Consider the following 15,490-nt stretch of genomic DNA (forward strand, 5'->3'; position numbering starts at 1 on the left):
TCATTATTAACACAAGTCAAAAAAAGAACACTTTGACGTGTTCTATTTGCTTTGTGTTCTCTGTTTTAACACTATTGCGAGAATTGCGATATCAGCTGGATTAACTCCAGATATACGGGATGCTTGACCCATTGTAATTGGTTTGACAGCTAATAGTTTTTGACGACCTTCAATTGATAGATTATCAATTTTTTCGTAGTCGAAGTCTTCAGGTAATCTAATGTTTTCCATTGAACGAAGCTTTTCTGCTTCCTTCATTGCTTTACGGATATACCCTTCATACTTAATTTCTACTTGCATTTGGAATGCTAAATCATGTCTTACTTCCATTCCCATAAGATCAAGAACTTCTTCTAACTCAATTCCTGGTCGTTTAACAGCATCATAGATTGTTAGATCATGAGTTTCGAATGGTGAGTTTTTTGACTCAAAGAACTTAGTAAATACATCATTGTGAGGAATCTTAATTGTCTTAAGCTCTTCAATAGTAGAATCAATAGTCTTTATATCTTCTGCAATTTCTTGATAGTCTTTTTCACTTAGAAGACCAATTTCTTCTCCGTAATGTGATAAACGGCGGTATGCATTATCATGACGGAGTAAAAGTCTATACTCTGCACGGGATGTTAAGAGACGATAAGGTTCTAATGTTCCTTTTGTAACAAGGTCATCAATCATAACTCCGATATACGCTTCATCTCGTTTTAAAACAAGTGCTTCTTTTCCTTGATTTTTTAATGCGGCATTAATACCAGCCATTAAACCTTGGCCTGCAGCTTCTTCATAACCCGAAGTACCGTTGATTTGACCTGCTGTGAATAAGCCATCAACTGTCATTATTTCTAAGGAAGGTTTAAGTTGAATTGGATCAATTGCATCATACTCAATTGCGTAACCATACTTTTGTACACGGCAGTTTTGAAGTCCTGGAACAGTACGAATCATTGCATCTTGTACATCTTCTGGTAGAGATGAACTAAGACCTTGTGCATATGTTGTATCAAGTGATGCAGCTTCTGGTTCTAAGAAGATTTGATGACGATTTTTATCTGCAAAACGAACAATCTTATCTTCAATAGATGGACAATATCTCGCACCAACACCTTCAACAACACCTGAATACATACTTGATTTTTCTAAGTTAGCATTGATAATTGCATGTGTTTCGTCATTTGTATATGTTAAGTAACAAGGATATTGTTCTTGAATAACATCTTCTTTTTTTGTTTTATTTGAGAAGTAATATGGTTTATCATCACCTGGTTGTAATGTGGTTTGTGAGAAATCAATACTATCCGTATAGATACGAGCTGGTGTACCTGTTTTTAAACGGAATGTCTTTAAACCTAGACTGCGAAGTGATCCAGATAGTTTATTTGTTGTTGGATCACCTTCTGGCCCTGAATGAGTTACTGTTGATGATACTAATATCTTTGAACTCATATATGTTCCAGAAGTAATGATAACTGCTTTAGCAGGAATAAACTCATCACCTTTACAGATAATACCAGTGATTTTTCCATTTTCAGTAGCAATACTTTCAACCATCTTTTGAACGATTTCAACACCTGGTTCAGCTAACACAGCATCACGCATTGCTTTACTATATTCTATTTTGTCAGATTGAACACGAAGGCACTGAACCCCCGGTCCTTTACTTGAATTTAATATTCTAAATTGAAGCGCAGTTTTATCGGCAATTTTACCCATAACGCCACCAAGAGCTTCAATTTCTCTTACAACAATTCCCTTTGCTGGACCACCAATAGATGGGTTACAAGGCATTGCTGCAATTCTATCTATATTTAATGTAAAGAGTGCTGTCTTTTGTCCCATACGAGCTGCTGCAATACTAGCTTCAACCCCGGCATGACCGCCTCCTACAACGATTACATCATACATAATTATTGCCTCCGCATTGATTTTATCACAATTTAGTTTGATATTAGAGTAGTGTGCATTAATTTATCACAGACCTACTAATAAAGTCAATATTTCACATTTTTTGTGATATGTTTCACTTGACACTTTTGCCCTGTCGTATTACTGTATTATTATAAGTAGTACAGACAGGGGGTTACAATGTTTAGTATACAATCTAATAGCAACCAACCAATCTTTGAGCAGATCATTGAACAAGTGGGGAAATTCATTGCCTTAGGGGTATTAAAACCTAATGATCAATTACCAACTGTTCGATCACTTGCCAAAGATCTCGGTATCAATCCGAACACTGTTGCAAAAGCTTATCACGAATGTGAAATGAATGGACTAATCATATCGCAAGCAGGAGTAGGTTTCTTCGTCAGCGATTCACAAGAAGATAATCCCATCGTTACTCAAGCCTATGAAACTTTTCTTCTGTCTTATAAGAATCTTATAGAACTTGGAGAGACTGAAGAATCTATATTAAATTATCTCGAGAGGTATAAACAATGATTCAATTTATTAATGTAAATAAAAACTATGATGACAAACATGTATTGGAAGATATTAGTTTTAAGATTGAAGAAGGTTCAATTGTTGGTCTAGTAGGTAGAAATGGTTCTGGTAAATCAACAATTCTAAGACTTCTTGCTGGAGTTCTTGATGCTGATGCAGGAATCGTTGCAATAAATGAAGAATCCGTTTTTGATAATCCAAATATAAAGAAAGAGGTATTCTTTGTAAGTGATGATCTTTACTTCCTAACAAAATCTACAATCAAAGATATGATGCAATTCTATCAACTGTTTTATCCTAAGTTTGATCTAAATTTATATTATGAATTGCTAAAGGTCTTTGGTTTCAACGAATCTCAAGCTATCAGTTCCTTTTCCAAAGGTATGAAACGTCAAGTTGCTTTAATCTTGGGAATCTCTGCAAGAACTAAGATATTGCTTCTAGATGAGGCATTTGATGGTTTAGATCCTTTCATGCGCTTTAAAGTTAGACAATTAATCAGTGATTCTAGTTCAAGTAACAAAACGATTACAATTATTTCATCGCACAATCTATCTGAGCTAAGCGAAATTTGCGACTCAATTTTAATGATTGATGAAAAGAAACTTCACTCTCATTACAACGAAAACACCTATGCAAGCTTATACCATCGCTTCCGTCTTGCATTTAAGGATGTTATGGATGCAAGTGTCTTTGACTCTTTGAATCCGCTACACATCAATGGAAATCAGAGAATATTTACACTTGTGATTAAAGGAGATCGTGAAGAAATCATTCAAAAGCTTCAAGCTCTCGAACCAATCTTATTAGAAAATGACACATTAACTTTAGATGAAATCTTCATCTATGAAATGGAGGCACATAATGAAAGACCTATGTAAATCTAGAATACGTTCATCTCTACTTATCTTTCAATTAAAGCGATTTAAAGTACTGATTGCAGTCTTCACAGCTCTATTCATGGCAACGTTCCCTATTCCTTTATTACTAAGAAGCACAGATATCTATTCGCAAATATCTGAGAACACAATGCCAGTAACTATTATCTTTTTACTATTAGTTGTTGTCGTTATTGCAATCATTACACCTTATATGTACTTCAATTATCTCTTCTCTAAGAATTCAATTGATACATTTCACTCATTACCAATTAAACGACGTGATTTATACATTACCAACTTATTAAGTAGCATTACTACGGTACTCATTCCATTTACAATTGCATATGTATTAGGAATCATCGTTGGTAGTCTTCGACTCAATCTAATACTATCATCCTTTTATTTACTGTCTTATATTAGAATGGTCGTTATTATCACTAGCATTATCATCATAACGATATATATCATTATGAATACTGGTACCTTATCGGATTCAATTATTTATACTGGAATTCTCTTTATTTTGCCTTTTATTGCTTTTGTAGCAATTCAGTTCTTTGCGAACTCATATATTGTGGGATATCAGTTTAATTCCGTAGAGTATTTATCACTAATATCACCACATTATGCACTCTTTGAAATTGTAACTAATTATTCAGAGAATTATCGTCCTGATGTAATTTCGTCAGTTTGGTTCTTACTCTCTGTAGGTATTGCTGCCTTTAGCGTTAATCTATATAAGACGAGGCCTTCTGAAAAAACAGAAGAACCTTTTACAAATCGTTACTTCTTTACCTTCGTTTCTTCCTTGTTTACAGGAATATTCTTAATCTTTGTAACTTCAATTTGGTCTTCGTTCAGTAATAGCAGTAACTTATTAGCAATTAATAACTTAATAATTCCTGTTCTTATTTCTTGTATCGCTTATTTCATCCTAAACATTATCAAGAATCGCTCAACACGAGGATCCTTACAAACCTTAAGAAATTTCTCCATTGTAACCGTGTTAACGTTTGCGCTTTGCTATGGTTACGTATTCACAGGTGGTTTAGGATATATTGATCGCATTCCTGACAAAGAAGACATCAAGAACATTGTTCTTAATGTAGACTCCTTCTATGAGGTTCCTATTACTCCTCAACAAGGAGGTAAACTAGTAATTGATGATCAAGAGAATATCGACACTTTCCGATCCTTGCACATGTCAATATTGGATGCATACCGAAATGATGATACCTCAGTACTATTAAACAACAATTCATTCTCTAGATATAACTACAATGATTATTCAAACTTTGAATTTACATACCATCTGGAAGGTAAAAGCAGTGTTTCCCGATCCTATATGGTTAGAAAAGATTTAATTCGTTCACTTGCAAAGATTGGTTACTCTAAGAAGCAAATGATTAAGATGCCATTATTTAATCCAGACTACAAAGTTGATTCATTGACAGTATTTAATGGAACTCTTACACAGAAATTAAATTTTAAGGGTCAAAATAAAGAACTCGCAATTCATTACCTTAAAGACTTACAAAATATTGAGGGTGATACACTTCTTTCATCACCTAGCCCTATCGTTTACACGATTTTCTATAATTCCTATAAAATAAATGATAGATACCCAGCACAATCATACTCATCCTTAGCTATTGATGAAAGGATGACGGAAACAATTCAATATCTTGAAAGTAATAGCTCACAGTTATCAACTGTTTCAGATTTTCTATATTATGCTATTGATTATCAAAATCTGGGTATGGATTCAGTTTCTTTCGATTACGGACTGTTCTTCCCTACAAATTCAAGTGTCTTCTATGATATCGCTAAAACACGAAGCAAAGTTTCAACTGAATTTGTACATGGGTTACAAGAAAAAACCTGTGCCTACTGTTATCATGATGTGGGAGAAAGAGAGCAGAAGTTATCTTATATTATTGTAGAAACACAGTTTGCAGATAATTTCTTTACTAATTATGTTTTGATTCCATTTATTGATAACTAACAAATACCAAGCACATACTTAGTTAAGAGTATGTGCTTTTTATGTGTGTAATTTTTTGTTAATTTCTTGTTTTTTGTTTTGTTATATTTTAATATTGTCCCATAAGGACGTGATTTATGAGAACAAAAGTAAGATTCTACCTCTATACGATTAGCCTTGCTTCGATAATACTTGGTTTTTCTATGGCTTCTTTTCCTGAAGTTATTCAAGGGCTTGGTCGCATTATTTTTGAGTCTAACGTACTCATTACAGACTTTATTGCTATTGGTGGACTCGGTGCTACTTTAGTAAATGTGGGTCTTGTTTCTTTGTTTTCTATCTTAATCATCGATGTTTCAGGAGCCGAGATCAATGGTACTGTTCTCGCTTCTGTATCTCTAATGTTTAGTTTCTCTTTCTTTGGCAAGAACATTGTTAATATCATTCCTATCCTTTTTGGGACATTTTTATATGCACGAATTACCAAAGAGAAATATCGTGAAATTGTACATATTTCATTATTAGCAACGAGCTTTTCTCCTATATTTAATGAAGTCTTATATCTTGGTTCATATCATTTTCCTTTACGTTTCTTAAGTGCCTTTTTAATTAGTGCATCCATCGGCTTTATTATTAAACCTGTTGCTCGTCACTTAATGAATACTCATCAAGGATTCAATCTTTACAACACAGGTTTTGCAGTTGGTATCCTTGCAACCCTTTATGTTTCTATTCTAAAGTCTTATGGCTATGTTCCCAAACAACGTTTAATTATTGATACTGGCAATACACAGTTCTATAGTTACTCCTTAGTATTGTTTTTTACGATACTTCTTGTTTGGGCGCTTATACAAGACCGAAACGTGTTTAAGAAGTACCGTTTACTAATTAAGAACTCTGGTTATCAGGATAATGATTACCTGATCAAATATGGTTGGGCTACAACACTATTCAATATGTCGATTAATGGTTTTCTCTCTCTAATCTATGTTTTATTTATCGCAAAAGGAGAGTTGAATGGACCCATCATTGGAGCGATTCTAACAGTAGTAGGCTTTTCCGGTTTAGGAAAACATGCTCTTAATATTATTCCCATCTTCTTGGGTGTTTATTTAGGATCTCTGACTAAGAGTTGGACTCCCGAATTACCATCAAGTATCTTTGCAGCTCTATTTGGTACAGCGCTTGCACCCATCGCCGGACATTTTGGTTTCTTCTGGGGTGTTGTTGCGAGCTACATCAATTCCTCAGTAGCACTCAACTCTGGATACATGCATGCTGGTATGAACCTGTATAATACTGGCTTCTCTGTTGGTATTGTTACTGCAGTCATGGTTCCTATCCTCAAAAAATTTAAGAAGACAGAATAAAAGTATGCCGAAGCATACTTTTTTCAAACTATTTTTTCTTTGGAATAGGTTCGTATCTGTTTAATGTTAAGAAGTTATTTTCGATATCGAAATCAATATCTAAGATATAACCCAATCCATTAGGTGTCGCAATTTCCTTAAAATCACTAAATGGTAATGATTTTAAGAAGATTAGGATTGTCTTAATTACTCCTGAGTGACAAACAATGGTTACTGAATCTTCACCGTTTTTACTCATATCTGAGAAGACTTGTGTTAATTTTCCAAAGAGTCGTAACGTAACTTGTGAGATTGTCTCACCGTTAACGTGTGGTTTGTTGAGAATATACATATCATTGTATGGAACATCATCAATCTCATTCCATTTCAAATCTTCATAATCTCCAAATCCAATTTCTCTAAAAGCAAAAGTTGATTCTTTTATTGGTGTTTCTTCACCATATAATAGATGGAACGTATCGATTGTACGTACTAAATCAGAAGTATAGTAACGATCTGTTTTAGGATAGTCATATTCTTTTCGATATTGTTTTAAATCTTCGATTCCTTTTCTCGATAAGATTGTATTACTCCATCCAGTGTAAAGTCCTTGGTCATTTCCTACTGTATAACCATGTCTAACAAGCACTAATTTCATATGTCTCTCTCCTTTAATTAACATTCTACCAAGAATTGCCTAATAAAACAAAAAAGAAATAACCAAGCTATTGACCTGATTATTTCTGATTAATATTAATTAGCTAATTCTTGTTCCATTCATGACGTTACCACCAGATACTAAATCAAGGCCATTCTCATCTTCAGCAGCAAGAATCATACCATTTGATTCAATACCACGAAGTTTTGCAGGTTTAAGGTTTTCGACAACTACTACTTTTCTACCTTGTAACTCTTCAATTGTAAAGTTTTCTACTAATCCACTGACAACTTGAACTGTCTTGGTACCAAGGTCAACTTGAATTACGTATAATTTGTCTGCTTTTGGATGTTTTTCAACAGATACAATTGTTCCTGTCTTAAGAACCATTTTTTGGAATTCATCGAAAGTAATTTGTTCCATTACTCCTTCTTCAACAACAGGTTTATTGATTACTTCTTCAAGTTTCGCTATGGTTTCTTCTTTATCAAGTCTTGAGAAGATTACTTCTGCTTTTTCTATTACTTTATGTCCTGCTTCTGTAACTCCAAATTTACGTGCTGATTCAAAACTTGTATCCTCAGCATTGATTTGTCTTAGAATTTTTGCGGATGTTTCAGGAATAAATGGTGCTAATGCAATTCCACCTACTCGAATTAATTCAACTAAGTTATAGAGTACTGTTTGAAGACGTTCATGAGTTGCTTCTTCTTTGATTAACAACCATGGTTGGGTATCATCAATATATTTATTACCCTTACGGAATAAGCTTACAATCTCACTCATTGCATCAGAAACATGAAGTGTTTCCATCTTTTGTTCAATTTTTGGTAATAAATCTTTTATTGATTGGATTAGATCTTCATCAATAGGTTCTGGAGTACTGTGATGTGTAAGACTACCATCAAAGTATTTGTTAACCATACTTACTGTACGTGTTACCAAGTTACCGATAATGTTGGCAAGGTTCGTGTTAATACGTTCTACCATGATTTCATTAGTAATATGACCATCGCGTTCGTATGGCATTTCATGAAGCATAATATAGCGTACTGGATCAACTCCAAGTACTGATGCAACATCATCTACATACACTGCATTCCCTTTTGATTTACTCATTTTAGCATCGCCTGTTAATAACCAAGGGTGACCAAAAATTTGTTTTGGTAACTCTAAGTCGAGAGCCATTAACATAATTGGCCAATAAATAGTATGGAAGCGTAAGATGTCTTTACCAATTAAGTGTACATCTGCTGGCCACCATTCATCAAACTTAGCTGAACTGTTTCCGTCGGCATCATAACCAATACCTGTAATATAGTTAATAAGTGCATCAATCCATACATAGATGACATGTTCTGAATCAAAATCAACAGGAATACCCCATTTAAAGCTTGTACGGGATACAGCTAAATCTAATAGTGGTTCTTTCAAGAAGTTTTGAAGCATTTCATTTTTTCTTGATTCTGGTTGAATAAAGGAAGGATTGTCTTTAATGTGTTGTACAAGACGATCTTGATACTTACTCATTTTGAAGAAATATGTTTCTTCTCGTTCTCTTTGTAACTTAGCACCACAATCAGGACAAATTCCATCTTCTACTTGAGAATCAGTATAGAATGCTTCATCTGACTTACAGTACCAACCTTCGTAGAAACCTTTGTAAAGATCTCCTTGATCGTAAAGACGTTTGAATATTTTTTGTGCTTGTTCCTTGTGGTATTCATCTGTTGTACGAATGAAATAATCGTAGTCAACATTCATTAAATCAAAAAGATTACGAATGATTGTAGATACATTATCTACATGTTCTTTAGGAGAAATACCCGCATTTTGAGCATATTCTTCAATTTTTTGACCATGTTCGTCAGTTCCTGTTTGGAAATAGACATTATAACCTTGAGCTCTTTTAAAACGTGCTATCGCATCGCCTAATACAATTTCGTAGACATTACCAATATGTGGTTTTGCTGAAGTATACGCAATCGCTGTCGAAATGTAGTAATTATTTTTATCTTTCATTATTTTGCCTCAGCTTTCTTCTAAGCTATTATATCGTATTTGTTATTATGCTACAACGCTATACACTTACTGATTCATCGTTTACTTACTATATTTCTACGCTATCTTCTGCCTTATCTCATTTTTCTATACTAAATTCCCCTATATCACGTCTATTTCATGAATTATTTTCAGTTTTAACATATAATGTTTAGAGTTAATGGAGGAATTTATAGTGAAAAAGTCTAAATATATTATTTTGATTGCTTTACTTCTTTTTGTAACTGCATGTAGTACAAAAAAAGAAGAAGCAAAACCTGTAGAAGATACAAGCAAGAACCCTGTTGTAAATCATGGTGAAGAGAATGACCCAGTTGCTACAATCACAATGGAAGATGGTAGCGTTATTGAAATCCAACTTTATGCGAAAACAGCACCTAACACAGTTCGTAACTTTATTTCCCTTGCGAATGAAGGTTTCTATGATGGTGTAATTTTCCATCGTATTATTCCTGGTTTTATGATTCAAGGTGGCGACCCTGAAGGAAGTGGAATGGGTGGTCCTGGTTACAGTATTCGTGGAGAATTTAGTTCTAACGGTATTGAAAATACCCTTAAACATGAACGTGGGGTTATTTCAATGGCAAGAAGCCAAGAGAATGACTCAGCTGGATCGCAATTCTTCATTATGCATCAAGCAGCACCACATCTTGATGGATTGTATGCTGGGTTTGGTAAAGTAATAAGCGGGATTGAGAATGTCGATAAGATTGTAGAAGTTGAGCGTGATAAGAGTGATCGTCCACTTACTGAACAACGTATTCAATCAATTAAAGTTGATACTAAAGGTGTTACTTTCGAAGCTCCAAATAGAATGTAATAGAAAAGGAACCTTATCTTTCGATAAAGTTCCTATTTTTATGCCTCGTCAACATATTCCTTACGTAGTTTTGCGATATCTTCTGCATTGATTTGCAGTACTTTATCTACATAGTTCTCAAATGTTCCGTAGTCTTCTTGAATTGCTTTAAATGCCTCTGAAATGTATTCTTCTTTGACGATAATATAACCCTCAAAGTTTTCCATCTCTTCTTTAGTAGCATTTGGATTTTCATTTAGCATCTTTTGACGCATCATAATACGGTTATCATGATTCAACTCATTTGTACGCAAGTAATCTTTCATTACTACTTCATCACTTGCTCCTAATAATTTTAGAATTAATGCAGCTGCAAAACCTGTTCGATCTTTTCCAGCTGAACAGTGGAAGTAGGTTGATCCTTCTTCATTCTTCAATAATATTTGAATGAATTCACGGTATTCTTTTTGTGCATGTTCATCTCTTACAAAAATGTCGTTTAGACTTTTCATATAATCAAGTGATGTTTGACTGCTTTTATTCTCAGCTGCTTTTAACATCGCTTCAGGATCAGCAGATTGACGAACACCTTTCCCAATAATATCAAGATGAGTGTATGTAACACCCTCTAATATTACGTTTGGTTCTCTATCTTGTTCATCAAGAGTTCTGAGATCCACTACATTTTTTAATTCATATTCATTAAGAAGTGTCTCTTCAATATCTTGAGTAAGATTTTTTAAAGGTCCTCCTCTTAATAAACGGTGAGGTTTAACGGTTCCATTTTCAACCTTTAATCCTCCTAAATCGCGAAAATTTAATACACTACGATGCATAGTTCCCTCCTATTAAATAAAATCCCGTTTGCACGGGATTAGTCGCTTTTCTTCTTTTTCTTTTCTTCCAGACATGACTCGCATATCCCTTCAAAGGACATATCATGACTGATTACAAGACAATGTAATTCTTTCTCTACAATAGCGTGCAGTTCATCTCTATATGGAATTTCCACGTCGAAAATACGATTGCAACTTTGGCATCTAAAATGATAATGATCGTGTGTGTTTTTATCATAAATGTATCCTAATTCAGGATGACGTACACGATTAATAAGTTTTTCTGCATAGAGAACGTTTAAGTTTCGATAAATAGTTGCGATACCGATTGATTTACCTTGATCTTTTAGTGCTGTATGAATTTCATCAGCTGTCATATGGCCATCGGATGCTTGGATTAAATCGAGAATCTGTTGACGTTGTTTTGTTAATTTAAGATTCATTTGCATCACCATTGCTATTATATCACAAAACTAACGATCACCATTGAAAATTGAATTCTTTACAACTACATAGTCTACTTTACGTATTGATTCTAAATCATTTCCACCTGCATATGAGATTGAAGATTGTAAATCTTGCTTCATCTCATTAAGTGTATCTTTGATTGAACCTTTGTAGGGTAATAGAATTTTTTTACCTTCAACGTTTTTGTGTTCGCCTTTTTGATATTCTGATGCGCTTCCAAAATATTCCTTGAATTTTTCACCATTAATTGTCACAGTTTCTCCTGGAGATTCTTCATGACCAGCAAATAGTGAACCAATCATACACATTGATGCTCCAAAACGAATTGATTTAGCAATATCCCCGTGATCACGGATTCCACCATCAGCAATTAATGGTTTTCTTGCTGCCTTAGCACACCATGCAAGAGCTGAAAGTTGCCATCCACCGGTACCAAATCCTGTTTTGAGTTTAGTAATACATACTTTACCAGGGCCTACACCAACTTTTGTTGCATCAGCACCTGCATTTTCTAGTTCACGCACCGCTTCTGGAGTAGCTACGTTACCAGCAATAACAAATGTCTCAGGTAAGTATTCTTTAATATGTTTAATCATTGAGATAACAGCATCTGAGTGTCCGTGAGCAATATCAATTGTAATATACTCAGGGATAACTCTATCTTCTGCCAATTTCTTAACAAAATCATATTCACTAGCTTTAACACCAACACTTATTGATGCATAGAGATTACGTTTAATCATATCTTTAATGAAATCATAACGACGTTCTTCATTAAAACGGTGCATTACATAGAAATAATCATTCTCTGCAAACCAAATTGCTAAAGGTTCATCAACGACTGTTTGCATATTTGCTGGAACTACTGGCATTGCAAAACGACGATTTCCAAATTCTATGCTTGTATCACATTCTGATCTACTTTTAACAATACATTTATTTGGTATTAATTGAATATCCTCATAATCAAAAATTTTCATCTTATTCTCCTAATTATTTATTTTCATGGTACGTTGCGTACAATTCATTTTTTGATAATCCGTTTTCTTTAGCAACTGTCGCAATTGCTCTTGAAACTGATTGCCCATTACTAATCGCTATTTCAATATCACTTAAGAAGTCTTCAATTGTTTTTTCATCTTGAATTTGTTCTGCTTCAATAACAAGTACAAATTCTCCTTTTACAACATCTAAGGCTTCTCTTACTTCAGAAATTGTTCCTCTCACAAACTCTTCATGAAGTTTTGTAATTTCTCTTGCCATACATATATTACGATTTCCATACTCTTCTTCTATTATTTCTAATGTTTTCTCAAGTTTATGCACAGATACATAATATATTGTCGTCATTGGTAGTGACTTATTTTGGATTAATTGCTTTCTTAGCTGCGATTCCTTTGCTTCTAGAAAACCCATGAATGCAAAGGGTTGCGTCACTAATCCCGAAGCAACTAAAGCATTCAAAAAAGCACTAGAACCTGATATAGGAATGACATTATAACCCTCTTTTACTACTTCACTCACCAGTGTTTGTCCTGGATCTGATATTAATGGATAACCTGCATCACTTACTAAAGCAACATTTTTTCCTTCAGCAAGTAAATCCAGAATGCCTTGTGAACTTTGCTTCTCATTATGTAAATGATGGCTAATTGTATGTGTCTTTATATCAAAATGTTGTAGTAACTTCTTAGTAGTTCGTGTATCTTCAGCTGCAATGACATCAACTGTCTTAAGCGTCTCAATAGCTCGTGGTGTCATTTCTTGTAGGTTACCAATTGGTGTTGCTACTAGAAATAAGCTCGGCATGTTATTTTTAAAACTTTGTTGGATCATAAGCTACTCCGTTTGAAATTTTGTATAATTTCATAACCACATTGATCAATCAGTAAATTTACATTAATTCCTGGTCTTATGCGATCTTTCATTGCTACAAAGATACCTTTATAAATAACTTTATCTTGCATAGTCATGTCTAATAATATGGATTGAATATTCTCATTGTCATTTAATGTCATCATGGTAATTAAGATATCAAAGAGAAGAGAAATATTATCTTTATCTAATTTTTTATTCTTGATGCCTTCATGTTGTAAATAAACGATGGATTCATGAACTCTCTTTTGATCTAGCATCTTAATAAACTCAATTGCTATATCTTTTACTTGATGGTAGACTTCACTGTCAGATAATTCAATGATTGTCTCTAGATTAGCTTCTGTTTGTGCAAGTACATAGGCATCTAATGCATCCAATCCTTGTTCAAGTGCTGCTTTATACAGTATTTCTTTATCTGGTTCTTCTAATTGAATCATCATGCAACGAGATTGTATTGTTTCAAGTACTCGATTAGGCACAGAAGTTGTTAAGATTGCTGTAATATCACTTTCTGGCTCTTCTAAGAACTTTAGAATGCTATTCAATGCTGAAATACTTGCGTTCTCAACATCCTCAATAACATACACTTTGTGTCCATCTCTTTCTAGATTTGTTTGTCCAAACGAATCTTTTAATGATAGTATTTCTTCTTTTTTTATACTTGCGTCATCTTGTCCTAAGATTCTGTAATCTCCATGTTGTTTTTCTTTAATACGTATACAACTTGGACACGTTCCACAAGCTCCTATTTTCTGTTCCTGACACATAAGACTTTGTGCCATGTATTCCGCAAATGAAAAAGCATCGCGTTTTCCTACAATTAGGTATGCATGCGATACCATATTCTTTTCTTGTTGTTTATGAAAGAGATTAAGTGCTTTCTCTTGATTAATCATTAAGTATACCTTCTATGATTTCAATTGCATCTTTTGCAATTTCTTCAACAGTACGATTTCCATCAATAACTTTAATTCTATCTGGGAAACGACCAATTACTTCTTTATATCCTTCATACACTTTTTGATGGAATAATTCTCCTGCTAATTCTAAACGATCTTTAGCACCACGTTGTGATGTACGATTTAGTCCTACTATAGGATCAATATCGATAAATATCGTTACATTTGGCAAGAATGATTCTATTGCGAAAAGATTCATATTCCATACTTCTTCAATTCCTATGCCTCGTGCATATCCTTGATAAGCTAATGATGAATCAACAAAACGATCACATAGAACCAATTTTCCATCTTCAAGTGCTGGTTTGATTTTTTCAACAATATGTTGACGTCGACTTGCAGCATACAACAATGCTTCTGTACGATCATCCATTTCTTTATGATTTGGATCCAATACTATTTCTCTGATTTTCTCTGCTATAGAGATACCACCCGGTTCGCGAGTCAATAAAACTGGAGTATCCTTTGCTTCAAAATACTCCGAAATATATTTTGTTAACGTTGTTTTACCGCTTCCGTCCGGTCCTTCAAATGACACAAATAATCCCATATTAACACCTCTTCAATATTATAGCATGCAACGTAAGTTTGTTGTTATGAAAAGTGTTTTCTAGTATTATAAGGTTGTTTGGAGGGCATATGAATTTTAAGATAAAAGAAACAAAACAATACGATGGTATCATTGTTGATGTCTACAATACTTCATTTGAAACGAAGTCTGGCCCATTTAAAGCAGAAGTATTAAAGCATCCTGGTGGCTCTACAATTGCTGCTACCCATGATAATGTGCATTTTTATATGGTTGACCAATATCGATTCGGAGCAAATAAAATGATGACTGAGTTTCCAGCAGGAAAACGCGATCATCAAGAAGATTTTATTGATGTTGCTCAAAGAGAGTTACAAGAGGAAATTGGTTATCAAGCCAATACAATTGTCCCTTTAGGCTATATTGAAACATCACCAGCTTTTCTTGATGAAACGCTTTACCTTTACTACGCAACTGATTTGGAGTTTGTTGGACAAAATCTTGATGAAGGCGAAGAAGTTCGTGTTCACCAGATGACTCTCGATGAAATTGATGCAGCTATTGTTAATAATGAAATTACAGATGCTAAAACTATTGCCTTAGCAATGCGTTTAAGACATTATGTATCGAATCTTTAAGAATCTTT

Annotated in this window: 15 protein-coding genes; 6 read left to right on the forward strand and 9 right to left on the reverse strand. The window is 34.0% G+C overall.

The window, feature by feature from the left end:
* Nucleotides 1-42: 42 nt before the first annotated feature.
* Nucleotides 43-1,902 (reverse strand): tRNA uridine-5-carboxymethylaminomethyl(34) synthesis enzyme MnmG, encoded by a 1,860-nt coding sequence (gene mnmG, locus G7059_RS01270; RefSeq protein WP_166080276.1) that lies wholly within the window; start codon nt 1,900-1,902, stop codon nt 43-45.
* Between the two features lie 180 nt (nt 1,903-2,082).
* Here mnmG and G7059_RS01275 point away from each other — a divergent pair, with 180 nt between their 5' ends.
* From G7059_RS01275 to G7059_RS01290, 4 genes are all read left to right on the forward strand, one after another.
* Nucleotides 2,083-2,439 carry a GntR family transcriptional regulator gene (locus tag G7059_RS01275; RefSeq protein ID WP_166080277.1) on the forward strand — a complete coding sequence of 119 codons (357 nt, stop codon included), beginning with the start codon at nt 2,083-2,085 and terminating at the stop codon, nt 2,437-2,439.
* Nucleotides 2,436-3,323, forward strand: coding sequence for an ABC transporter ATP-binding protein (locus G7059_RS01280; protein ID WP_166080278.1), 888 nt, complete (start codon nt 2,436-2,438; stop codon nt 3,321-3,323). Before G7059_RS01275 ends, G7059_RS01280 begins: the two co-directional genes overlap by 4 nt.
* Nucleotides 3,307-5,328 (forward strand): hypothetical protein, encoded by a 2,022-nt coding sequence (locus tag G7059_RS01285; protein WP_166080279.1) that lies wholly within the window; start codon nt 3,307-3,309, stop codon nt 5,326-5,328. The genes G7059_RS01280 and G7059_RS01285 overlap by 17 nt, the downstream gene beginning before the upstream one ends.
* Before the next feature lie 116 nt (nt 5,329-5,444).
* Nucleotides 5,445-6,677, forward strand: coding sequence for a DUF1576 domain-containing protein (locus tag G7059_RS01290; RefSeq protein WP_166080280.1), 1,233 nt, complete (start codon nt 5,445-5,447; stop codon nt 6,675-6,677).
* Between the two features lie 28 nt (nt 6,678-6,705).
* Here G7059_RS01290 and G7059_RS01295 read toward each other — a convergent pair whose 3' ends face one another.
* Both G7059_RS01295 and metG read right to left on the reverse strand, forming a co-directional pair.
* Nucleotides 6,706-7,314 (reverse strand): histidine phosphatase family protein, encoded by a 609-nt coding sequence (locus tag G7059_RS01295; protein ID WP_166080281.1) that lies wholly within the window; start codon nt 7,312-7,314, stop codon nt 6,706-6,708.
* A 99-nt stretch (nt 7,315-7,413) separates the two neighbouring features.
* Nucleotides 7,414-9,336 carry a methionine--tRNA ligase gene (gene metG, locus G7059_RS01300; protein WP_166080282.1) on the reverse strand — a complete coding sequence of 641 codons (1,923 nt, stop codon included), beginning with the start codon at nt 9,334-9,336 and terminating at the stop codon, nt 7,414-7,416.
* A gap of 367 nt (nt 9,337-9,703) precedes the next feature.
* Here metG and G7059_RS01305 point away from each other — a divergent pair, with 367 nt between their 5' ends.
* Complete coding sequence (locus tag G7059_RS01305; protein ID WP_240920550.1) at nt 9,704-10,195, forward strand: peptidylprolyl isomerase; 492 nt, start codon at nt 9,704-9,706, stop codon at nt 10,193-10,195.
* A gap of 38 nt (nt 10,196-10,233) precedes the next feature.
* Here the strand turns inward: G7059_RS01305 and G7059_RS01310 are convergent, their stop codons facing one another.
* From G7059_RS01310 to tmk, 6 genes are read right to left on the reverse strand one after another with little or no spacing between them, the layout of a single operon-like run.
* Nucleotides 10,234-11,010, reverse strand: a complete 777-nt coding sequence (locus tag G7059_RS01310; protein ID WP_166080284.1) for a tyrosine-protein phosphatase — start codon at nt 11,008-11,010, stop codon at nt 10,234-10,236.
* 38 nt (nt 11,011-11,048) lie between these two features.
* Entirely contained in the window at nt 11,049-11,453 is a 405-nt protein-coding gene (locus G7059_RS01315; RefSeq protein ID WP_166080286.1) for a Fur family transcriptional regulator, read from the reverse strand.
* Nucleotides 11,454-11,483: 30 nt separating this feature from the next.
* Nucleotides 11,484-12,458 carry a GMP reductase gene (gene guaC / locus G7059_RS01320; RefSeq protein ID WP_166080287.1) on the reverse strand — a complete coding sequence of 325 codons (975 nt, stop codon included), beginning with the start codon at nt 12,456-12,458 and terminating at the stop codon, nt 11,484-11,486.
* Between the two features lie 13 nt (nt 12,459-12,471).
* The gene (gene rsmI / locus G7059_RS01325) at nt 12,472-13,314 is read right to left on the reverse strand and encodes a 16S rRNA (cytidine(1402)-2'-O)-methyltransferase (RefSeq protein WP_166080288.1); all 843 of its coding nucleotides are present in this window, start codon (nt 13,312-13,314) and stop codon (nt 12,472-12,474) included.
* Entirely contained in the window at nt 13,311-14,252 is a 942-nt protein-coding gene (locus tag G7059_RS01330; protein ID WP_166080289.1) for a DNA polymerase III subunit delta', read from the reverse strand. The genes rsmI and G7059_RS01330 overlap by 4 nt, the downstream gene beginning before the upstream one ends.
* Complete coding sequence (gene tmk / locus G7059_RS01335) at nt 14,245-14,865, reverse strand: dTMP kinase (RefSeq protein ID WP_166080290.1); 621 nt, start codon at nt 14,863-14,865, stop codon at nt 14,245-14,247. The genes G7059_RS01330 and tmk overlap by 8 nt, the downstream gene beginning before the upstream one ends.
* An 89-nt stretch (nt 14,866-14,954) precedes the next feature.
* On the opposite strand from tmk, the gene G7059_RS01340 reads away from it, so the two are divergent.
* Entirely contained in the window at nt 14,955-15,482 is a 528-nt protein-coding gene (locus G7059_RS01340; RefSeq protein ID WP_166080291.1) for an NUDIX hydrolase, read from the forward strand.
* The last annotated feature ends 8 nt before the right edge of the window (nt 15,483-15,490 follow it).

It is taken from the genome of Erysipelothrix sp. HDW6A (assembly GCF_011400295.1).
In the GTDB taxonomy this organism is placed as follows: domain Bacteria; phylum Bacillota_I; class Bacilli_A; order Erysipelotrichales; family Erysipelotrichaceae; genus Erysipelothrix.

What these genes read in the sequence shown, in the direction of transcription:
- G7059_RS01290 (WP_166080280.1), top strand. Translation starts at nt 5,445, where the DNA reads ATGAGAACAAAAGTAAGATTCTACCTCTATACGATTAGCCTTGCTTCG.
- guaC (WP_166080287.1), bottom strand. Translation starts at nt 12,458, where the DNA reads ATGAAAATTTTTGATTATGAGGATATTCAATTAATACCAAATAAATGT.
- G7059_RS01340 (WP_166080291.1), top strand. Translation starts at nt 14,955, where the DNA reads ATGAATTTTAAGATAAAAGAAACAAAACAATACGATGGTATCATTGTT.
- G7059_RS01315 (WP_166080286.1), bottom strand. Translation starts at nt 11,453, where the DNA reads ATGAATCTTAAATTAACAAAACAACGTCAACAGATTCTCGATTTAATC.
- rsmI (WP_166080288.1), bottom strand. Translation starts at nt 13,314, where the DNA reads ATGATCCAACAAAGTTTTAAAAATAACATGCCGAGCTTATTTCTAGTA.
- metG (WP_166080282.1), bottom strand. Translation starts at nt 9,336, where the DNA reads ATGAAAGATAAAAATAATTACTACATTTCGACAGCGATTGCGTATACT.
- tmk (WP_166080290.1), bottom strand. Translation starts at nt 14,865, where the DNA reads ATGGGATTATTTGTGTCATTTGAAGGACCGGACGGAAGCGGTAAAACA.
- G7059_RS01310 (WP_166080284.1), bottom strand. Translation starts at nt 11,010, where the DNA reads ATGCATCGTAGTGTATTAAATTTTCGCGATTTAGGAGGATTAAAGGTT.
- mnmG (WP_166080276.1), bottom strand. Translation starts at nt 1,902, where the DNA reads ATGTATGATGTAATCGTTGTAGGAGGCGGTCATGCCGGGGTTGAAGCT.
- G7059_RS01275 (WP_166080277.1), top strand. Translation starts at nt 2,083, where the DNA reads ATGTTTAGTATACAATCTAATAGCAACCAACCAATCTTTGAGCAGATC.
- G7059_RS01295 (WP_166080281.1), bottom strand. Translation starts at nt 7,314, where the DNA reads ATGAAATTAGTGCTTGTTAGACATGGTTATACAGTAGGAAATGACCAA.
- G7059_RS01305 (WP_240920550.1), top strand. Translation starts at nt 9,704, where the DNA reads ATGGAAGATGGTAGCGTTATTGAAATCCAACTTTATGCGAAAACAGCA.
- G7059_RS01280 (WP_166080278.1), top strand. Translation starts at nt 2,436, where the DNA reads ATGATTCAATTTATTAATGTAAATAAAAACTATGATGACAAACATGTA.
- G7059_RS01285 (WP_166080279.1), top strand. Translation starts at nt 3,307, where the DNA reads ATGAAAGACCTATGTAAATCTAGAATACGTTCATCTCTACTTATCTTT.
- G7059_RS01330 (WP_166080289.1), bottom strand. Translation starts at nt 14,252, where the DNA reads ATGATTAATCAAGAGAAAGCACTTAATCTCTTTCATAAACAACAAGAA.